This window comes from Streptomyces sp. NPDC127114, assembly GCF_042677525.1.
Taxonomy (GTDB): domain Bacteria; phylum Actinomycetota; class Actinomycetes; order Streptomycetales; family Streptomycetaceae; genus Streptomyces.
In genome coordinates this window covers 37478-53912 of the sequence record NZ_JBHXTJ010000019.1, presented here as the reverse complement: position 1 = coordinate 53912, position 16435 = coordinate 37478, and the positions used below count along the sequence as shown (strand labels likewise).

The window sequence follows — 16435 nt, the reverse complement described above, 5'->3', positions numbered from 1 at the left end:
ACGGGCGGGTCGGACACGGGAGGAGCACCGCGACGGGCCCGCACCGTCGCAGGGGCGCCGGACGCGTACCCAGGTCAGGGCGGCCGGCGCACCCGTGTCGGCCGCCGCCGGGGCACCGGCGGGCACGGCTCACCGCGTCCGCCCGCGCCCCCGCCATCACGGCACCGGCCGTCGCATCCCCTGCAGTGCCAGGACCACCAGCCCGATCCCCAGCCAGATCACGCCCACCACCTGCGCCGACGGCGAGGCCTCCACGATCACCGCGACCAGGATCGCCGCGCCCACCACCGGCGCCACCACATGCGGCAGCCAGCGCGGCGGACCGGCCATGCGGCGTACCGCGAACCAGCCCACCACGCTCGCGTGCAGCAGCACGAACGCGGTCAGGGCGCCGATGTCCACCACCGAGACCAGATGGTCGAGACCGTCGTCCTGGCGGGCCGCCCACACCGCCGCGGCCATCGTCACCGTCGCCGACACCAGCAGCGCCACCCGGGGCACGCCCGAGTCGGTGCGCGCCAGCGCGTGCGGCAGCCGGCGGTCGCGGCCCATCGCGAAGAGCAGCCGCCCGCCCGCCGCCTGCCCGGCGAGCGCGGCGAAGGCCGCGCCGATCGCCTTCGACGCCGCCACTAGGTCGTGCAGCCAGTCGCCGACGGCCGTGTCCACCGCGTCGTAGAACGCCGAGCCCTGCGAGGCCGGGTCCGCCGCCAGCTCCGTCGACGAGACGGGCGCGAGCAGCGCCACCAGCCAGGTCTGCGCCACGAACAGCAGGCCCGCGAGCGCCAGACAGAACAGCACCGCCCGCGCCACCTTCGCCGAGCCCCCGGTCACCTCCTCCGCGAACGAGGCGATCGCGTCGAAGCCCAGGTACGACAGGACGGCCACCGACACCGCCCCGATCACGGCCGCCGCCGAGAACCCGGCGTCACTCGTCAGCGGCGACCACCAGTCCCGCGACGCCCCGTCCCGCACGAGCACGACGACCGCCGACACCACGAAGACCAGCAGCACCACGATCTCCATCGCGAGCACCGCGAAGCCGACGCGGGCGGCCGCCCGTACGCCCCACAGGTTCAGCAGCGTCGTCACGACGACCGCGATCCCGGTCCACACCCAGCGGTGCACCTCGGGCACCAGGGCCTCCATCGCGATGCCCGCGAAGAGGTACGCGACCGCCGGGATGAGCAGGTAGTCGAGCATCGCCATCCACCCGGCGACGAAGCCCGGCCCTTCGCCGAGCGCCGTACGGGCGTACGTGAAGACCGAGCCGGCCCGCGGCGCGACCCGCACCATCTGCGCGTAGCTGAAGGCGGTGAACCCCATGGCCACGGTGGCCACCACGTACACGAGTGCGACCGCCCCGTGCGACTTCGCGTCGAGCGTGCCGAAGATGCCGACGGGGGCCATCGGGGCGATGAAGAGCAGCCCGTAGACCACCAGGTCCCGGAAACCCAGACTCCGCCGCAGGCTCTCGTGATCCGGTTCCTCCGGTTCTTCCGGATTCCCCGGTTCCGCCGCCCGCCTCTCCTCAGCCATGGCGTCAGTCTCGGCCACGCCACCGCCGGAACCGCTGACCAAAACGCCGACCGGCGCGGCCTTACGATGGGGACCATGACTGCGACGCCCGCCACCAACCGCCCGAAGCGTGTCCTGCTCGCCGCTCCCCGCGGCTACTGCGCGGGCGTGGACCGTGCCGTGATCGCCGTGGAGAAGGCCCTCGAACAGTACGGCGCCCCGATCTACGTCCGGCACGAGATTGTCCACAACAAGTACGTCGTGCAGACCCTGGAGCGGAAGGGCGCGATCTTCGTCGACCAGGCGACCGAGGTGCCGCCGGGCAACATCGTGATGTTCTCCGCCCACGGCGTCGCCCCGACCGTCCACGAGGAGGCCCGCGTCGGCCGCCTCAAGACCATCGACGCCACCTGCCCGCTGGTCACCAAGGTCCACAAGGAGGCCGTGCGGTTCGCCAACGAGGACTTCGACATCCTCCTCATCGGCCACGAGGGCCACGAGGAGGTCATCGGCACCTCCGGTGAGGCGCCCGACCACATCCAGCTGGTCGACGGCCCCGACGACGTCGCCAAGGTCGAGGTCCGCGACCCGTCCAAGGTCGTCTGGCTCTCCCAGACCACGCTCTCCGTCGACGAGACCATGGAGACCGTGGACGCGCTGAAGGAGAAGTTCCCGCAGCTGATCTCCCCGCCGTCCGACGACATCTGCTACGCCACGCAGAACCGCCAGACCGCCATCAAGGAGCTCGCCACGCAGGCCGAGCTCGTCATCGTGGTCGGCTCCAGGAACTCCTCGAACTCCCAGCGCATGGTCGACGTCGCCAAGCAGGCCGGCGCCCCCGCCGCGTACCTCGTCGACTTCGCCAGCGAGATCGACGAGGCCTGGCTGGAGGGCGTCACCAGCGTCGGCCTCTCCTCCGGCGCCTCCGTCCCGGACGTGCTGGTCCAGGAGGTCCTGGAGTGGCTGTCCGAGCGCGGCTACGCCGACGTCGAGCTGGTCAAGACGGCCGACGAGTCGCTGACCTTCTCGCTGCCGAAGGAGCTCCGCAACCGCGACCTGCGGGCCGAGGCGGCGGCGCTGCTCGAAAAGGAGTAGGGCGGCCCCCGTGCGGTTACGTTGATGTCCATGAACGTCTTCGGAGTGGACATCGGCGGATCGGGCATCAAGGGAGCCCCCGTGGACCTCGAGCGCGGCGACCTCACGGAGCCGCGCCACAAGGTGCTCACCCCCCAGCCCGCGACACCCGACGGTGTCGCGGGCTGTGTCGTGGAAGTCGTCCGGAACTTCGGCTGGACCGGTCCGGTCGGCGTCACCTTTCCCGGTGTGGTCACCGGCTCCACGATCCGCACGGCGGCCAACGTCGACAAGGGCTGGATCGGCGTCGACGCGGGCCGGATGCTCGGCGAACGCCTCGGCGGACTCCCGGTGACCGTCCTCAACGACGCCGACGCGGCCGGCATCGCCGAGATGACCTTCGGGGCCGGGAGGGGCAGGAAGGGCACCGTCATCCTGCTGACCCTCGGCACCGGCATCGGCTCCGCCGTCTTCGTCGACGGAAAGCTCCTGCCCAACACCGAGCTGGGCCACCTGGAGCTCAAGGGCCACGACGCGGAGAAGCGGGCGTCGTCGAAGGCACGCGAGGACGAGGGACTGAGCTGGGAGCACTGGGCGACCCGGCGGCTGCAGAAGTACCTGGCGCACGTGGAGATGCTGTTCTCGCCGGAGCTGTTCATCATCGGCGGCGGCGTCAGCCGCAAGGCGGACAAGTTCCTGCCGCTGATCGAGGGCATCCGGGCCGAGATCGTTCCGGCGGAGCTGCAGAACAACGCGGGCATCGTGGGGGCGGCGATGGCCGCGAAGGCACGGGTCGCCGGGGGCTGAGCCCCGTGGGCGGCGACGGGGTCAGGGGCCGACGCGGTGGTCGGCGGCGGTCGGCCCCTCGGACGTGGACGGGTGGGGCGCCGTCTCGGCCCCCGGCCCCGCCCCTCCCACCGTCGGCTCCGCCCTAGCCCTGCTCGGGGGCCGGGCGGCGGACCGGACGTACGGGGGCTCCGGCGGTGGCGCGCTGGCGGCGGCCCATGTCGCGGACCTTGCGGACGCTGGCGATGAGGCCGGCGACGAGGGTGCCGCCGTACAGCCAGCCGGCGTGGACGGCGAGGGCGGTGACGAGGGCCATGGCCTGGCCGCCGACGCCTCCCGTACCGCCGGAGATGGGCACGACGCCGACGGCGAAGGCGATCGGTACGGAGATCGGCGCGGTGACCAGGTCGGCGGTCCGGACCCAGAGGGCGGTCAGGGCGCTGACGGGCAGGAACAGGAGCCCGAAGACGATGGGGGACCCGTCGAACAGGAGCCAGTCGAGGAAGCCGATCACCAGCATGACGGCGGAGGCGAAGAGGCCGGCGCCCAGTCCGGTGAGCCGGGGGCTGGGCAGCCTGCGCAGGGCGGCGACCACGGGCGGCGCGGCGCGTTCGACGCGGGGCCTGCCCGGGCGGGGCCGGGCGGCGACGCGGTAGACCGCGGCGCCCTCGACCAGCGCGCCGGGCGGCGTCAGAGGGCCCTGCGGCCGGCCCCCGGCGGGGCGGCGGGGCTGCGGCTTGCGTGTCCTGTGCTGCTCCACACCACCAACGTAGGTCGGAAGGGGCCGGGAACCCCCGACGGGACACGCCCTTTGGGTGACCTTGGCGCGAAGAGGGCCGTTCCGGCCGGGTCCGGGCGTAGGCCGTACCACGGGCGCCGGCCCGTAAACTGGGGGATCGCCCCACCTCCACTCCTCCTAGGGAAGTCGCCACCGTGTCGCTCACGATCGGAATCGTCGGCCTGCCGAACGTCGGCAAGTCGACCCTGTTCAACGCCCTGACCAAGAACGACGTGCTGGCGGCCAACTACCCGTTCGCCACGATCGAGCCCAACGTCGGCGTCGTCGGCGTCCCCGACGCCCGTCTGCAGAAGCTCGCCGAGATCTTCGGCTCGCAGCGCGTGCTCCCGGCGACGGTGGACTTCGTCGACATCGCCGGCATCGTGCGCGGCGCGAGCGAGGGCGAGGGCCTGGGCAACAAGTTCCTCGCGAACATCCGCGAGTCGGACGCGATCTGCCAGGTCATCCGGGCCTTCAAGGACGAGAACGTCGTGCACGTCGACGGCAAGGTCTCGCCGAAGGACGACATCGAGACGATCAACACCGAGCTGATCCTCGCCGACCTCCAGACCATCGAGAAGGTCCTCCCGCGCCTGGCCAAGGAGGCCAGGATCAAGAAGGACGTGGCCCCGAAGGTCGCGGCGGTCGAGGCGGCGAAGGAGATCCTGGAGCGCGGCGACACCCTGTTCTCGCAGGGCATCGTCCAGGGCTCGGAGAAGGCGGAGCTCCTCCACGACCTCCACCTGCTCACCACCAAGCCGTTCCTGTACGTCTTCAACGTGGACGAGGACGAGCTGACCGACGACGCCTTCAAGGACGAGCAGCGCGCCCTGGTCGCCCCGGCCGAGGCCATCTTCCTCAACGCCAAGCTGGAGGCGGACCTCGCCGAGCTGGACGAGGAGGACGCCATGGAGCTCCTCCAGTCCGTCGGCGCCGAGGAGCCCGGCCTGGCCACCCTCGCCCGCGTCGGCTTCGACACCCTCGGCCTCCAGACCTACCTGACGGCCGGCCCCAAGGAGTCCCGCGCCTGGACCATCAAGAAGGGCGCGACGGCCCCCGAGGCCGCCGGTGTGATCCACACCGACTTCCAGAAGGGCTTCATCAAGGCCGAGGTCATCTCCTTCGCCGACCTCGTCGCGACCGGCTCGGTCGCCGAGGCCCGCGCGGCCGGCAAGGCCCGCATGGAGGGCAAGGAGTACGTGATGCAGGACGGCGACGTCGTGGAGTTCCGCTTCAACGTGTAGTCGGGAACGTGCGGCACGTCAGGCGTTGAATCACACGCGCACGTCAGAAGGGGTCGGACTCTGTCGAGTCCGACCCCTTCGTCGCCACCGCGCCGGGCGGGTGTGCTGGATGTTCCGACGCGTGGTCAGCAGTGCTCAGTTCGGCCTGCGCCTCGGGGCGGAAGACGCGTGCTGGATGTGCTGGATGTCCTGGATGAACGTGCTCCGCTCACGCGTGCGGGACCGTCGTGGCCAGGATCACCTCGAACTCCTCCAGGCTCCGGGTGGTCACACGGGCCTTGGTCTCGGCCTCTCCGCGGATCGCCGCGACGGCGCCCCGGGACGCCACGAGGGAGTCGCGGTCGGTGTAGAGGGCGCCGACGGCCGCTCTGCCGTGCTCGCGGTCCACGAGGAGGGACATGCCGGCCAGGCCCGGGACCTTCTGGACCTTGGGGAGGGCCGTGTCGCGGAAGGTGCTCACCAGCAGGTCGATATCGCCCGGGGCGACGTCCAGGCGGACCAGGCGGAAGCACGCGCCGGGGCCCAGCTCCTCCGCGCGCCGGGCGACCGGTGCTTCCCAGTTGTCGATCGCGACGGTCTGCGCGAAGGGCGCCATCATCTCGGCCCGGCGCTTGCTCAGCGCCTCGTCGCTCGCCCGTCGGGAGGCCTCGTCCTCCCACCAGGAACCCACCAGGAGCTTGCCGAGCTCGCGGTCGGCGAACAGGCCCATCCCGCGGAAGCCCGGCTGCGCCGACAGCAGCTCGCGCCCCTCGGTCCTGACCGCCTCGGCGACCCCGTCGAGCTTGGCCGGGTCACCTGTCATGTAGATGCTGCGAACGTACATGGCGCCTCTTCCTGCCTTCCGTGTCCCGCCGGTCCGGGCTCGCGTGCTCCCTTCATGCGATGGCCGGGGCGGAGGCGAGGCAACGCGGCGGGGGACATTCAGGTGACCGGGGTGTGCCCGCGCGGGGAGACGACAGCGGGGCGTTAGCCGCACGCAAGCGGGACGGCAAGGGCGGCCGGGAAGGTAGGTGCAGTCGGCATCCAGATGGGTGCCGGCGACCGACCCGCATGCAGACAGACACACCGACCGACCCACACGCCGGCAGATCGGCCGGCGCACAGCCCGGCCGGCCGATCGACCGCTCAGCTCCACGGGGGAACACCACCATGCGTACGAAGCGCACCAACACCGTCCTGGCCGTCACCGCCGCCGCCGTCCTCTCGCTGGGACTGGCCGCCTGCGGCAGCGTCGAGGGCGGGACGCGGGACGAAGGCGCCGCGCACACCTCGCCCTCGGAGACGTCCTCGTCTTCTTCCGCGCCCTCTTCTTCTTCGCCTTCGTCCTCGTCGTCGTCCTCTTCCTCGGCCTCCGCCTCGGGTGCATCCGCCTCCGGCGGGTCCACCTCCGGCGGCGCCGCCAAGAACGCCGCCAAGAACGCCGCCTCGTCCGGTTCCAAGGCCGCGGCCTCCTGCACGTACAAGGACGTGAAGATCACCGCGGCCAAGGCGGACGAGACGCCCACCGAGCACGTCGTGCTCACCGCCACCAACACCTCCGGGCGGGTCTGCCGCCTCGACGGCTACCCGCTGATCGCCTTCGGCGAGATCCAGACGGCGAAGGACGTCCCGGCCGTGGCCAAGAGCAGGCCGGCCGCGCCCGTCGTGCTCGAGCCCGGCGCCCCGGCGTACGCCAACGTGCGGATCGTCCTCGGCGGAGCCCACGAGGACAACAAGGTCGTCACCTCCTTCAACGTGAACCTCTTCACCGGCAGCGCCCCCGCCGAGGGCAGCGTCGTCGTCAAGGCTCCGGCCGGCGGCCTGGCCGTCGACGAGGCGGCCGCGAGGACCGGTTACTGGACTCCGGAACTCCGCAACGGCGCCGACGAGTTCTGATTCAGGCCAGGCGAAGACCGAACCACCGGGCGAAGGCCGAACCACCGCGCGGAGGTCCGGCGTCCTTCCTCGCGTGAAGAAGGACGGAATCGGCTGCCTGGCCGTGCTCGGCGGGTTCGGTGTCGCGCTCGTGGTGTGGGGCCTCGGCGCGACTCCCGCCCTGACCGGCGGGTTCGAGGGCGAGGGACGGGACTTCGGCGTGGTCTGGCTGGAGCTGCCGGCGATGCTGCTCGGCATCCCGGCCCTCGCCCTCGGAGCCTGGGCGCTGTTCCGCCGACGCTCCCCGGCCGTCCTGGCCCTCGTCGTGCTCGCGACGCTGCTCGCAGAGGGGTGGGTGGGTTCACTGTGGCTGGAGGTGCGGGTGCCGGAGATCGGGTACGAACAGGGAGCGGCCGGACCGGTCGCCTGACGAACGGAGCACCCATGTCGTACCCCGAACCCCGCTACCACGGGGAGAGCGGCGAGATCAGTGCCGCTTTCCGGCCCGCCGGTACGCCCCCGGAGTTCGTGTCCCCGGGCGGGACGCGGACCCACTACCTCGCCACCACCGCCTCCACCGGCGGGGAGTTCGGCCTCTACCGGATCGACATGCAGGCCAAGGCCGGCGGGCCGTCGACCCACTTCCACCGCACCATCTCCGAGACCTTCTTCATCCTCGACGGGACGGTCCGGCTGTACGACGGCGAGCGCTGGGTCGACGCGGAGAAGGGCGACTTCCTGTACGTGCCCACTGGCGGCCTGCACGCCTTCCGCAACGACTCCGACGAACCCGCCTCCATGCTGCTGCTGTTCGCGCCGGGCGCGCCCCGCGAGGAGTACTTCGAGAAGGTCTCGACGGTGGCCGGGATGACGGACGAGGAGCGCACGGAGTTCTTCGTCAGGCACGACACCTACTGGACGGACTGACCGCCGGCCGCGGCCGCCAGGCCGGTCTTCGCTCCCGCGCCGCACAGCGGGACGACAGTCGTGCCCGGGCGCTCGGGCGCGGCCCGTACGGCCGCCCAGCAGGCGACGCCGGTCGGCTCCACGTACAGTCCGCGCCGCGCCAGGTCGAGCTGGGCGGCCCGGAGCTGCTCCTCCGTCACCGTGCGGAAGGTTCCGCCGGAGTCCCGTACCGCCCGCAGGATCTGTGCGGCGCGGGGCGGTGCCGGGATCGCGATGCCCTCGGCGAGGGTGGGGCGGACCTCCGCGGGGCCCGGCAGCTTCTCCGCGCCCGCGTGGAAGGCCGCGGCCAGCGGGGAGACCGCCTCGGCCTGGACGGCGACGAGGACCGGCCGGCGGTGGACGAGCCCGTGGCCGTACAGCTCCTCGACCGCGAGGGCCACGCCGAGCAGCAGCGTTCCGTTGCCGACCGGCAGGACGAGGGTGTCGGGCAGCCGGCCGCCGAGCTCCTCCCACAGCTCGTACGCGTACGTCTTCGTGCCGTGCAGGAAGTGCGGGTTGTACACGTGCGAGGCGTAGAAGACGCCGGGCTCGCCGGCCGCGGCGCGCGCCGCCCGTGCGGTGGCCTCGCGGTCGCCGGGGACGAGGACCGTACGGGCGCCGTGGGCGCGGATCTGCTCCAGCTTCTTCGGGGAGGTCCCCTCCGGTACGTAGACGGAGCAGTCGAGACCGGCCCGTGCGCAGTACGCGGCGACGGCCGTGCCCGCGTTGCCGCTGCTGTCGGCGATCACGGTGCGCGGCCCGAGCCGGCGGGCCAGCTCGGCGAGCATCACGGCGCCCCGGTCCTTGAAGGACAACGTCGGCATGAGGAAGTCGAGTTTGGCCGAAACGGTGTCGGTGAGCGGGACCAGCGGTGTACGGCCCTCGCCGAGGGTCACCGGCGGCGCGCCGGCCGCACCGGCCGTCCCCGCCGCCTCCGTCGCGCCGGTCGCGAGCGGCAGTGCCTCCGCGTAACGCCACAAGGAATTCACACGTGGCGGAAGTGACGTGAGTGACCGGAGTGACACCGGAGCGGCGGCGTACGCGAGGTCCCAGGGCCCGTGGCAGCGCGGACAACACCAGGTGAGCGTGGTGTCGGGCGCCTGCGTACGGCACCGGGGGCACACGTAGTCGGTCATGATCCCCAGCATGGCAGTCGTGTGGCGGCGGCGTTACGGGACGCTCGGAACTCTTGTGTGATTCCTATGGATCGGTCAATCTTTCGCTCGGCGGCCGGACATGACGAGCGGCGAGGAGCCTTTGTCGTCTTGTCATGTCCCTGCTAACTGCTTCATCGCTCAACCAAGCTCGACGACCCCCACAGCAACGCACCACCAATGAGGAGGACCCCTCACATGTCCGTGATGCGTGACTCGCGGCGCAGACTCGCCGCTGCCGGCGCCATAGCCGTCGCGGCCCTCGCGCTCGGCTCCCTCTCCGCCCTCCCGGCCAACGCCGCCGGGACCGCCGCCGAAGGCGTCATCCTGAACGCCGGCGCGGAAGGGACCGTCGCCAACAGCTACATCGTCACCCTCCGCGAGTCCGCCGCCCAGGCGGAGACCGCGCAGGGCCGGGCGATCGCGACCAAGTTCGGCGCCAAGATCAAGCGGACGTACACGGCCGCGCTCAACGGCTACTCGGTCGAGCTGTCCGAGGCCCAGGCGAAGAAGCTCGCCGCCGATCCCGCCGTCGAGTCCGTCAGCCAGAACCGCGTCTTCCACGTCGACGGCACCCAGCCCTCCCCGCCGTCCTGGGGCCTCGACCGGATCGACCAGAAGGCCCTCCCGCTCAACCAGAGCTACACCTACCCGGACAGCGCGGGCCAGGGCGTCACGGCGTACATCATCGACACCGGCGTCCGCATCAGCCACAGCGACTTCGGCGGCCGGGCCTTCAACGGCTACGACGCGATCGACAACGACAACACCGCACAGGACGGTCACGGCCACGGCACCCACGTCGCCGGCACCGTCGCGGGCAGCTCGTACGGCGTCGCCAAGAAGGCGAAGATCGTCGGCGTCCGCGTCCTCGACAACTCCGGCTCGGGCACCACCGAGCAGGTCGTCGCGGGCATCGACTGGGTGACGCGGAACGCCGTGAAGCCGGCCGTCGCCAACATGAGCCTCGGCGGGGGCGCCGACTCGGTCCTCGACGACGCGGTGCGCCGCTCCATCGCCTCGGGCGTCACGTACGGGGTCGCCGCGGGCAACGAGAACTCCAACGCCTCCGGCTTCTCCCCGGCGCGTGTCACCGAGGCCATCACGGTCGGCGCCACCACGTCCACCGACGCCCGCGCCAGCTACTCGAACTACGGCAGCGTCCTGGACATCTTCGCCCCGGGATCCTCGATCAAGTCCGCCTGGAACACCGGCGACACCGCCACCAACACCATCTCCGGTACGTCGATGGCGACCCCGCACGTCGTGGGCGCCGCCGCCGTCTACCTGGGCGACAACCCGACGGCCTCCCCGTCGGCGGTCGCCACGGCGCTCGTCAACGCCGCCACCCCGAACGTGGTCACCAGCCCCGGCACCGGCTCCCCGAACCGGCTGCTGTACGTCGGCGGCGGCACGACCACCCCGCCCGGCCCGCGCTTCGAGAACACCGCGGACTACGCGATCAACGACAACGCGACCGTCGAGTCCCCGGTCACCGTCAGCGGAGTCTCCGGCAACGCCCCGTCCGCCCTCCAGGTCCCGGTGAACATCGTCCACACCTACATCGGTGACCTCCAGGTCCAGCTGATCGCACCCGACGGCACGGCGTACACGCTGAAGGCCTTCGGCTCCGGCGGCAGCGCGGACAACATCAACACCACGTACACCGTCAACGCCTCCTCGGAGGTCGCGAACGGCACGTGGAAGCTCCGGGTCACGGACAACGCGAACTACGACACCGGGAAGATCGACTCCTGGGCGCTGCAGTTCTGACGCCCGTGGGGCGGTGACCCGCGTACGTGAGTGAGGAAGCGAGGGGCGGTCGCCGATCGGGCGGCCGCCCCTCCGTCACTCGTCGTCCCCGTCCTCGTCCTCGTCCCCGTCCCACTCCTGGTCCTCGTCCCAGTCCACGTCCTGATGGACGTACGGGACCGGGTCGTGCACCCAGCCCGCGGTGAGGACCAGCCGCGAGGTGCGGTGCACGGTCAGGAAGCCGAAGGGGCGGTCGATGTCGAGGTCGATCCGCCGGACCACGTAGGGCAGACGGACGACAGGCGCGCCGCCCACTATCCCGAAGGCCGTCACGGCGGCCGACTCGAAGCCCTCGGCGCCGAACCGGGCCATCGCCGCCTGCCGGGCCCCCTGGACGCAGAGCGGGGGACGGTCGGCGATGCCCGGGAAGTGGCCGCGGGTCTCGTCCCGTGCGGTGGTGAGGCCGAACAGCTCGTGCAGCTCGGTGAGGTCGTGGTTCGCCTCGACCGCGAACGGCGAGGTCGTCACGGTGAGGAACGAGTCCCGCGAAGTGCTGCGTACGTTGCGGACGGTCAGGCCCGGGCCCGGCTCTCCCGGCGGCAGCAGGTCGCCCGGCACGGCGCGGAACGTGCCCGCCAGGACGTCGAGTCCGGCCTTCAGGACCGTGCCGCCGTCGGCCTCCTCCGGGCCGAGCAGCAGATGGACGTCGACGCCCGTGTCGCCGAGCACCTTCAGGACCGTCAGCGGCCCGGCGTCCGTCTCCGCCACGCCGACCCGGTCGAGCAGCCCGGTCGTGCGGAAGAGCGCCACGAGCTCACGGTCGGCCCAGGGGCCGTGCTCGGGGCGCATGCAGCCCTCGCGGAACGGGCGCAGCCAGGTCGTCCGTACCGCCTGCGCGGAGGCCAGGACCAGCTCCGTGTCCTCGTCGACGAGGACCGGCATCCCCGGTATCAGCCCACCGGTGTGCTTCTCCGCCCAGGCGTCCAGGAGCCGCTTGCTCTCCTCGTCGTCCTCGCCGAGCAGTCCCAGCGTCGCCTCCGGCAGGCCCGCCGCCCAGTCCTCGCGCAGGGCCACGCGCGGCCGGGTCCACAGGCCGACGGCCGAGCCGACGCCGCGCATCCTCCCGAGACCGGCGAGCAGCTCGCGGGCCGCCTCCGCGGCCGGGCCGGCCGGCAGGCCGAGGGCGTCCTCCAGCTCGCCGCGGGCGGGGCCGTCGGCGGCGTCGGCCAGGAAGGCGAGCAGCGGCCAGACGCCGGTCGCCGACAGGACGGTGTCCTCGCCGTCCCGCAGGGCCCCGGCCCAGCGGGCCGTGAGCCGATTGACCGCGCGCACCGTCGAGCCCCGCATGTCGCCCCCGCTTCCCGACCGCGTACGATGCGCGCGGCCGTTCGATTCCTTGGATCCGGGGCCGAGAATCCGATTGTCCGCATGCGCTCGTCTGCGTCTGAATGTCTGCAGCAGACGGCCTGCGACCGGATGGCCGGCAGTCGATCGCCCGCAGCCGGTCCTCGGACCGTGAACCAGATCCCCGCCCCAACAGGAGCACCGTACTCGTGGACCCCGTCCAGCCGCCCCAGGATTCTCCGAGCCCGGAGCAGCCCCCGCCGCCGCCCCGGCAGGGCTGGCCCACGCCTGGTCAGGGGCCCGTGCCCGGCCCGTACGCGGCCGCCCCGGGGCCGTACACCTCCCCGCCGCCCGGCCCGTACGGGCCCTACGGGCCGGGCGGGCCGGGCCTGCCCGGCGCCGGTCCCTACGGGATGCCGCAGCAGACCACGAACGGCCTCGCCGTCGCCTCGCTCGTCTCCGGCGTCGTCTGCTGCCTGCCGCCGCTCGGCCTGGTCCTCGGCCTGATCGCCCTGCCGCAGGCGCGGAAGAAGCAGCAGAAGGGCAAGGGCATGGCCATCGCCGGCATCGTGCTCTCCGCCGTCTCCAGCCTGCTGCTGATCCTCGGCCTCGTGACCGGCGGGATCGGCGAGGCCTGGCGGGGCTTCAAGAAGGGCATGGACGAGGCCGCCGCCGCGCAGTCGCCGTTCTCGCTGCGCAAGGGCGACTGCTTCCGCGTCGACGGCAAGCTGGAGACCTACACCACCGACGTCGACACCGTGCCCTGCACCACGCCGCACGAGGGTGAGGTCACCGGCAGCTTCAAGCTCTCCGGCTTCACCAGGTGGCCGGGCGAGGAGGCGATCGACCGGATCGCCGAGGACCGCTGCGACCGGGCGAACAACGCCTACGCGCTGGACACCTGGGCGGTGCCGGAGGACGCGCTCGTCTACTACTACATTCCCACCAAGTCGAGTTGGCGGGCCGGGGACCGCACCGTGACCTGCGCCTTCGCTACGGAGAAGGAACCCTTCACCGCGTCGCTGCGCAGCGACGAGTCCACCCTCGATCCGCACCAGCTGCACTTCCTGCGGAACATGAACCCGATCGACGACGTCCTCTTCGAGGAGCCCGAGGAGGACGCGGACACCGACCTCGCGGTCAACAAGGCCTGGGCCGGGAAGGTCCACGAGGCCGTCACGTCCGCGAGCAGCGGTCTGCGCGGGCACACCTGGTCCGGCGCCTCCGCCAAGCCGGTCTCCGAGCTGGCCCGGAAGCTGGACGCCGCGGCGCTGAAGTGGAAGAAGCTCGCCTCGGCCAAGGACGCGGACGCCTTCTGGGACGTCTACGAGGAGGCGTACGACGCGCTGTCGACGGACTTCGAGAGCTCGTCGCGCGCCTCGCTCGGGCTGACGAAGACGCTCGAGGACAGCGGCGAGAAGGTCTAGGAAGTCGAGAAGGCCTGACGGCCTGTCGGTTCGCCGGCGGACAGGCCCGTCGGTGCCGGGCCTGTCGGTGCGGGATGGGAGCCGCGCAGGCCTCGGCGGGCATGAACGCCGGGCATTCCGACGGGCGTTCGGTGGCTATACCTGCGGCAGGGGTTTACGTAAAGACAAGTCATCACTTCGGGTGAAACTCTGGCCCATGCTTGCGGCTGTGCACCCTCGGTTGCCAGGCTGTAGCTCACAGTCAACCTGAGGGGAGTGTCCAGTGACGTTCGGTGAGCAGCCGGCCTATCTGCGTGTGGCGAGCGATCTCCGGGAGAAGATCGCCAACGGCTCGCTTCCCCCGCACACCCGTCTCCCCTCGCAGGCGCGCATCCGCGAGGAGTACGGGGTCTCGGACACCGTCGCACTGGAGGCCCGCAAGGTCCTCATGGCCGAGGGGCTGGTCGAGGGGCGCTCGGGTTCGGGGACCTATGTGCGCGAGCGGCCGGTGCCGCGCCGGATCGCCCGCTCCGGCTACCGCCCGGGCTCCGGCGCGAGTCCCTTCCGCCAGGAGCAGGCCGCCGAAGGGGCGCGCGGTACCTGGGAGTCCGGCAGTGAGCAGGAGCCGGCGAGCGCCGAGGTCGCGGCCCGGCTGGGCATCGAGCCGGGGGAGCGGGTGATGCGCACGCGCTACGTCTTCCGGGACGCGGGCGAGCCGATGATGCTCTCCACCTCCTGGGAGCCGCTCGCGGTCACCGGCCGGACCCCGGTGATGCTGCCCGAGGAGGGGCCGCTGGGCGGCTGCGGGGTCGTCGAGCGGATGGCCGCGATCGACGTGGTCGTGGACAACGTGGTGGAGGAGGTCACCGCCCGCCCCGGCCTCGCCGAGGAACTGCTGACCCTGGGCGGGGTGCCCGGCCATGTGGTGATGGTGATCGAGAGGACGTACTACGCCTCGGGCCGCGCGGTCGAGACCGCCGACGTCGTCGTCCCGGCCGACCGCTACAAGGTCGCCTACCACCTGCCGGTGCGGTGACCGAAACTCCGGCGGCCCGACGGGCGCCGGAGGTGGGGGAGTGCGAGGTGCCGGAGGGGGCTCACCTCGTGGTGACGGGGCGTCGGATGCCCTGACGCGGCGGTGCTTCCGCTGCCGCGAGGGCCCGGCGACCGGTGGTTACCGGCCAGATACATACCTCTTTGTGAAAACCCGTATCCGCTGTGTAAAGGTCAGGCGTAAGCTCGGGCATATGCGCAGTGCGGTTTCCAGGAGATCGTCAGACATGGCCGGAGCGGCGGAGGGGGAAGTCCGATGAGCGACAGCGGTCCCGACCTTGCCTGGCTCGTCATACGCCAGGACGACAACGGCAACCGCTACCGCGTCGGCAGATACGCGACCAAGGACGAGGCCCAGAAGGTCGCCGACAGCCTCGACGACCGCGGACACAAGCAGCTCTACTGGGTCGAGCGCATCGGCCAGCCCGCGCTCTGAACGCCGGGGCCCGGGGGCGGGTTAGGCTCCCGGGCATGACCGATCGCAGTGCCGGCCCCGTCGTCGTGGTCGCCGGGGCCCTGTACGACCGGGGGCGGCTGCTGGCCGCGCGCCGCAGCGCCCCCGCCGAACTCGCCGGCCGTTGGGAACTGCCCGGCGGCAAGCTGGAGCCGGGCGAGAGCCCCGAAGAGGCCCTGGTCAGGGAGCTGCGCGAGGAGCTCGGCGTCGAGACCGAGGCCGTCGGGCGCATCCCCGGCGAGTGGCCGCTCAAGCCCGGCTATGTCCTGCGGGTCTGGACCGCCCGCCTGCTCTCCGGCGAGCCCGAGCCGCTGGAGGACCACGACGAGCTGCGCTGGCTGGCCCGTCACGAACTGGACTCCGTCGACTGGCTCGACCAGGACCGCCCCGCAGTCGCCGAGGCGGCCCGCCTTCTTCCGGCGGTCCCCGGCGCCTCTGACCCCTCCGACGCCCCCGAGGAGCCTGTCGAAGGCGCGCGGGGCTGAGTCCTACGCCGTTCGTGCCACCATGCGCCGACGGGCCTACACGGTGCGATATCCCACTCCGAATATCGGGTATGTCGTGATTAACCCCCCGAAATAGGACGTGGGCCTCGTGATCGACACCGAAGGCGACTGTGCCGAGTGGCACTTTCCGGCGGAGGCCAACGCCGTGCGCACGGCCCGTCACGCGGTCCGCGACACCCTCAGGGCGTGGCGGCTCGATCCCCTGATCGGCGACGTGACCGTCCTCCTCGTCAGCGAGCTGGTGACCAACTCGCTCCGCTACGCCTCCGGGCCCATCGGTGTCCGCCTCGTGCGCCTGAACGCCGACGGAACCCGCCCCGGACCCGGGCCCGCGCTCCTGGTCGAAGTCTCCGATCCGCTTCCGGACGAGCCCACCGAGCGGCCCGCCGGACCGGACGACGAAGGCGGCCGGGGACTCCAGCTCGTGGCCTGTTCCGCCCGCCGCTGGGGCACCAAGGCCGGGCACCACGGGAAAACCGTGTGGTTCGAGCTGGCCCTGCCTGGTGAGTAAACAGGGTGGGACGACGATCAGCGGGGCTCGGCCGGAAACGAACGAGACCACCCTGTGAT

Annotated in this window: 17 protein-coding genes; 12 read left to right on the top strand and 5 right to left on the bottom strand. The window is 72.0% G+C overall.

All coding sequences use genetic code 11. From position 1 onward, the window contains the following. Window positions 1–156: 156 nt before the first annotated feature. A complete protein-coding gene (locus tag ACFVGS_RS20360) occupies window positions 157–1536 on the bottom strand; it encodes an APC family permease (RefSeq protein ID WP_384420034.1) in 1380 nt (459 codons plus the stop codon). A gap of 66 nt (window positions 1537–1602) precedes the next feature. Between ACFVGS_RS20360 and ACFVGS_RS20355 the strand changes: the two genes are divergently transcribed. Beyond that, a complete protein-coding gene (locus ACFVGS_RS20355; protein WP_384420037.1) occupies window positions 1603–2610 on the top strand; it encodes a 4-hydroxy-3-methylbut-2-enyl diphosphate reductase in 1008 nt (335 codons plus the stop codon). A 30-nt stretch (window positions 2611–2640) separates the two neighbouring features. Next, a complete protein-coding gene (gene ppgK, locus ACFVGS_RS20350; RefSeq protein ID WP_384420040.1) occupies window positions 2641–3396 on the top strand; it encodes a polyphosphate--glucose phosphotransferase in 756 nt (251 codons plus the stop codon). A gap of 124 nt (window positions 3397–3520) precedes the next feature. Here the strand turns inward: ppgK and ACFVGS_RS20345 are convergent, their stop codons facing one another. After that, complete coding sequence (locus tag ACFVGS_RS20345) at window positions 3521–4135, bottom strand: DUF6542 domain-containing protein (RefSeq protein WP_384420043.1); 615 nt, start codon at window positions 4133–4135, stop codon at window positions 3521–3523. 173 nt (window positions 4136–4308) lie between these two features. On the opposite strand from ACFVGS_RS20345, the gene ychF reads away from it, so the two are divergent. Then, a complete protein-coding gene (gene ychF, locus ACFVGS_RS20340) occupies window positions 4309–5397 on the top strand; it encodes a redox-regulated ATPase YchF (protein WP_384420045.1) in 1089 nt (362 codons plus the stop codon). A 208-nt stretch (window positions 5398–5605) separates the two neighbouring features. Here the strand turns inward: ychF and ACFVGS_RS20335 are convergent, their stop codons facing one another. Then, window positions 5606–6220, bottom strand: coding sequence for an antibiotic biosynthesis monooxygenase (locus ACFVGS_RS20335; protein ID WP_385693244.1), 615 nt, complete (start codon window positions 6218–6220; stop codon window positions 5606–5608). A gap of 326 nt (window positions 6221–6546) precedes the next feature. Here ACFVGS_RS20335 and ACFVGS_RS20330 point away from each other — a divergent pair, with 326 nt between their 5' ends. From ACFVGS_RS20330 to ACFVGS_RS20320, 3 genes are all read left to right on the top strand, one after another. Further along, on the top strand, window positions 6547–7272 hold the full coding sequence (locus tag ACFVGS_RS20330; RefSeq protein WP_385693243.1) for a DUF4232 domain-containing protein: 726 nt from the start codon (window positions 6547–6549) through the stop codon (window positions 7270–7272). Window positions 7273–7345: 73 nt separating this feature from the next. Further along, window positions 7346–7681, top strand: coding sequence for a hypothetical protein (locus tag ACFVGS_RS20325; RefSeq protein WP_385693242.1), 336 nt, complete (start codon window positions 7346–7348; stop codon window positions 7679–7681). A gap of 14 nt (window positions 7682–7695) precedes the next feature. After that, window positions 7696–8178, top strand: a complete 483-nt coding sequence (locus ACFVGS_RS20320) for a cupin domain-containing protein (RefSeq protein ID WP_385693241.1) — start codon at window positions 7696–7698, stop codon at window positions 8176–8178. On the opposite strand, the gene ACFVGS_RS20315 is transcribed toward ACFVGS_RS20320, so the two are convergent. Further along, on the bottom strand, window positions 8163–9344 hold the full coding sequence (locus tag ACFVGS_RS20315) for a threonine synthase (RefSeq protein ID WP_385693240.1): 1182 nt from the start codon (window positions 9342–9344) through the stop codon (window positions 8163–8165). The genes ACFVGS_RS20320 and ACFVGS_RS20315 overlap by 16 nt on opposite strands. 204 nt (window positions 9345–9548) lie before the next feature. Here ACFVGS_RS20315 and ACFVGS_RS20310 point away from each other — a divergent pair, with 204 nt between their 5' ends. Further along, the gene (locus ACFVGS_RS20310) at window positions 9549–11123 is read left to right on the top strand and encodes a S8 family serine peptidase (protein ID WP_384420062.1); all 1575 of its coding nucleotides are present in this window, start codon (window positions 9549–9551) and stop codon (window positions 11121–11123) included. Window positions 11124–11198: 75 nt separating this feature from the next. Here ACFVGS_RS20310 and ACFVGS_RS20305 read toward each other — a convergent pair whose 3' ends face one another. Beyond that, window positions 11199–12434 carry a serpin family protein gene (locus ACFVGS_RS20305; protein ID WP_385693239.1) on the bottom strand — a complete coding sequence of 412 codons (1236 nt, stop codon included), beginning with the start codon at window positions 12432–12434 and terminating at the stop codon, window positions 11199–11201. 221 nt (window positions 12435–12655) lie between these two features. Here ACFVGS_RS20305 and ACFVGS_RS20300 point away from each other — a divergent pair, with 221 nt between their 5' ends. The 5 genes from ACFVGS_RS20300 to ACFVGS_RS20280 all read left to right on the top strand — a co-directional run bounded on the left by ACFVGS_RS20300 (window position 12656) and on the right by ACFVGS_RS20280 (window position 16376). Further along, window positions 12656–13873 carry a DUF4190 domain-containing protein gene (locus tag ACFVGS_RS20300; RefSeq protein WP_384420068.1) on the top strand — a complete coding sequence of 406 codons (1218 nt, stop codon included), beginning with the start codon at window positions 12656–12658 and terminating at the stop codon, window positions 13871–13873. 262 nt (window positions 13874–14135) lie between these two features. Then, window positions 14136–14888, top strand: coding sequence for a GntR family transcriptional regulator (locus tag ACFVGS_RS20295; protein WP_385693238.1), 753 nt, complete (start codon window positions 14136–14138; stop codon window positions 14886–14888). 273 nt (window positions 14889–15161) lie between these two features. Continuing rightward, the gene (locus ACFVGS_RS20290; RefSeq protein ID WP_128975943.1) at window positions 15162–15341 is read left to right on the top strand and encodes an SPOR domain-containing protein; all 180 of its coding nucleotides are present in this window, start codon (window positions 15162–15164) and stop codon (window positions 15339–15341) included. 35 nt (window positions 15342–15376) lie between these two features. Then, a complete protein-coding gene (locus ACFVGS_RS20285) occupies window positions 15377–15844 on the top strand; it encodes a (deoxy)nucleoside triphosphate pyrophosphohydrolase (RefSeq protein WP_385693237.1) in 468 nt (155 codons plus the stop codon). Window positions 15845–15953: 109 nt separating this feature from the next. Further along, window positions 15954–16376 carry an ATP-binding protein gene (locus tag ACFVGS_RS20280; RefSeq protein ID WP_384420077.1) on the top strand — a complete coding sequence of 141 codons (423 nt, stop codon included), beginning with the start codon at window positions 15954–15956 and terminating at the stop codon, window positions 16374–16376. Window positions 16377–16435 lie beyond the last annotated feature (59 nt).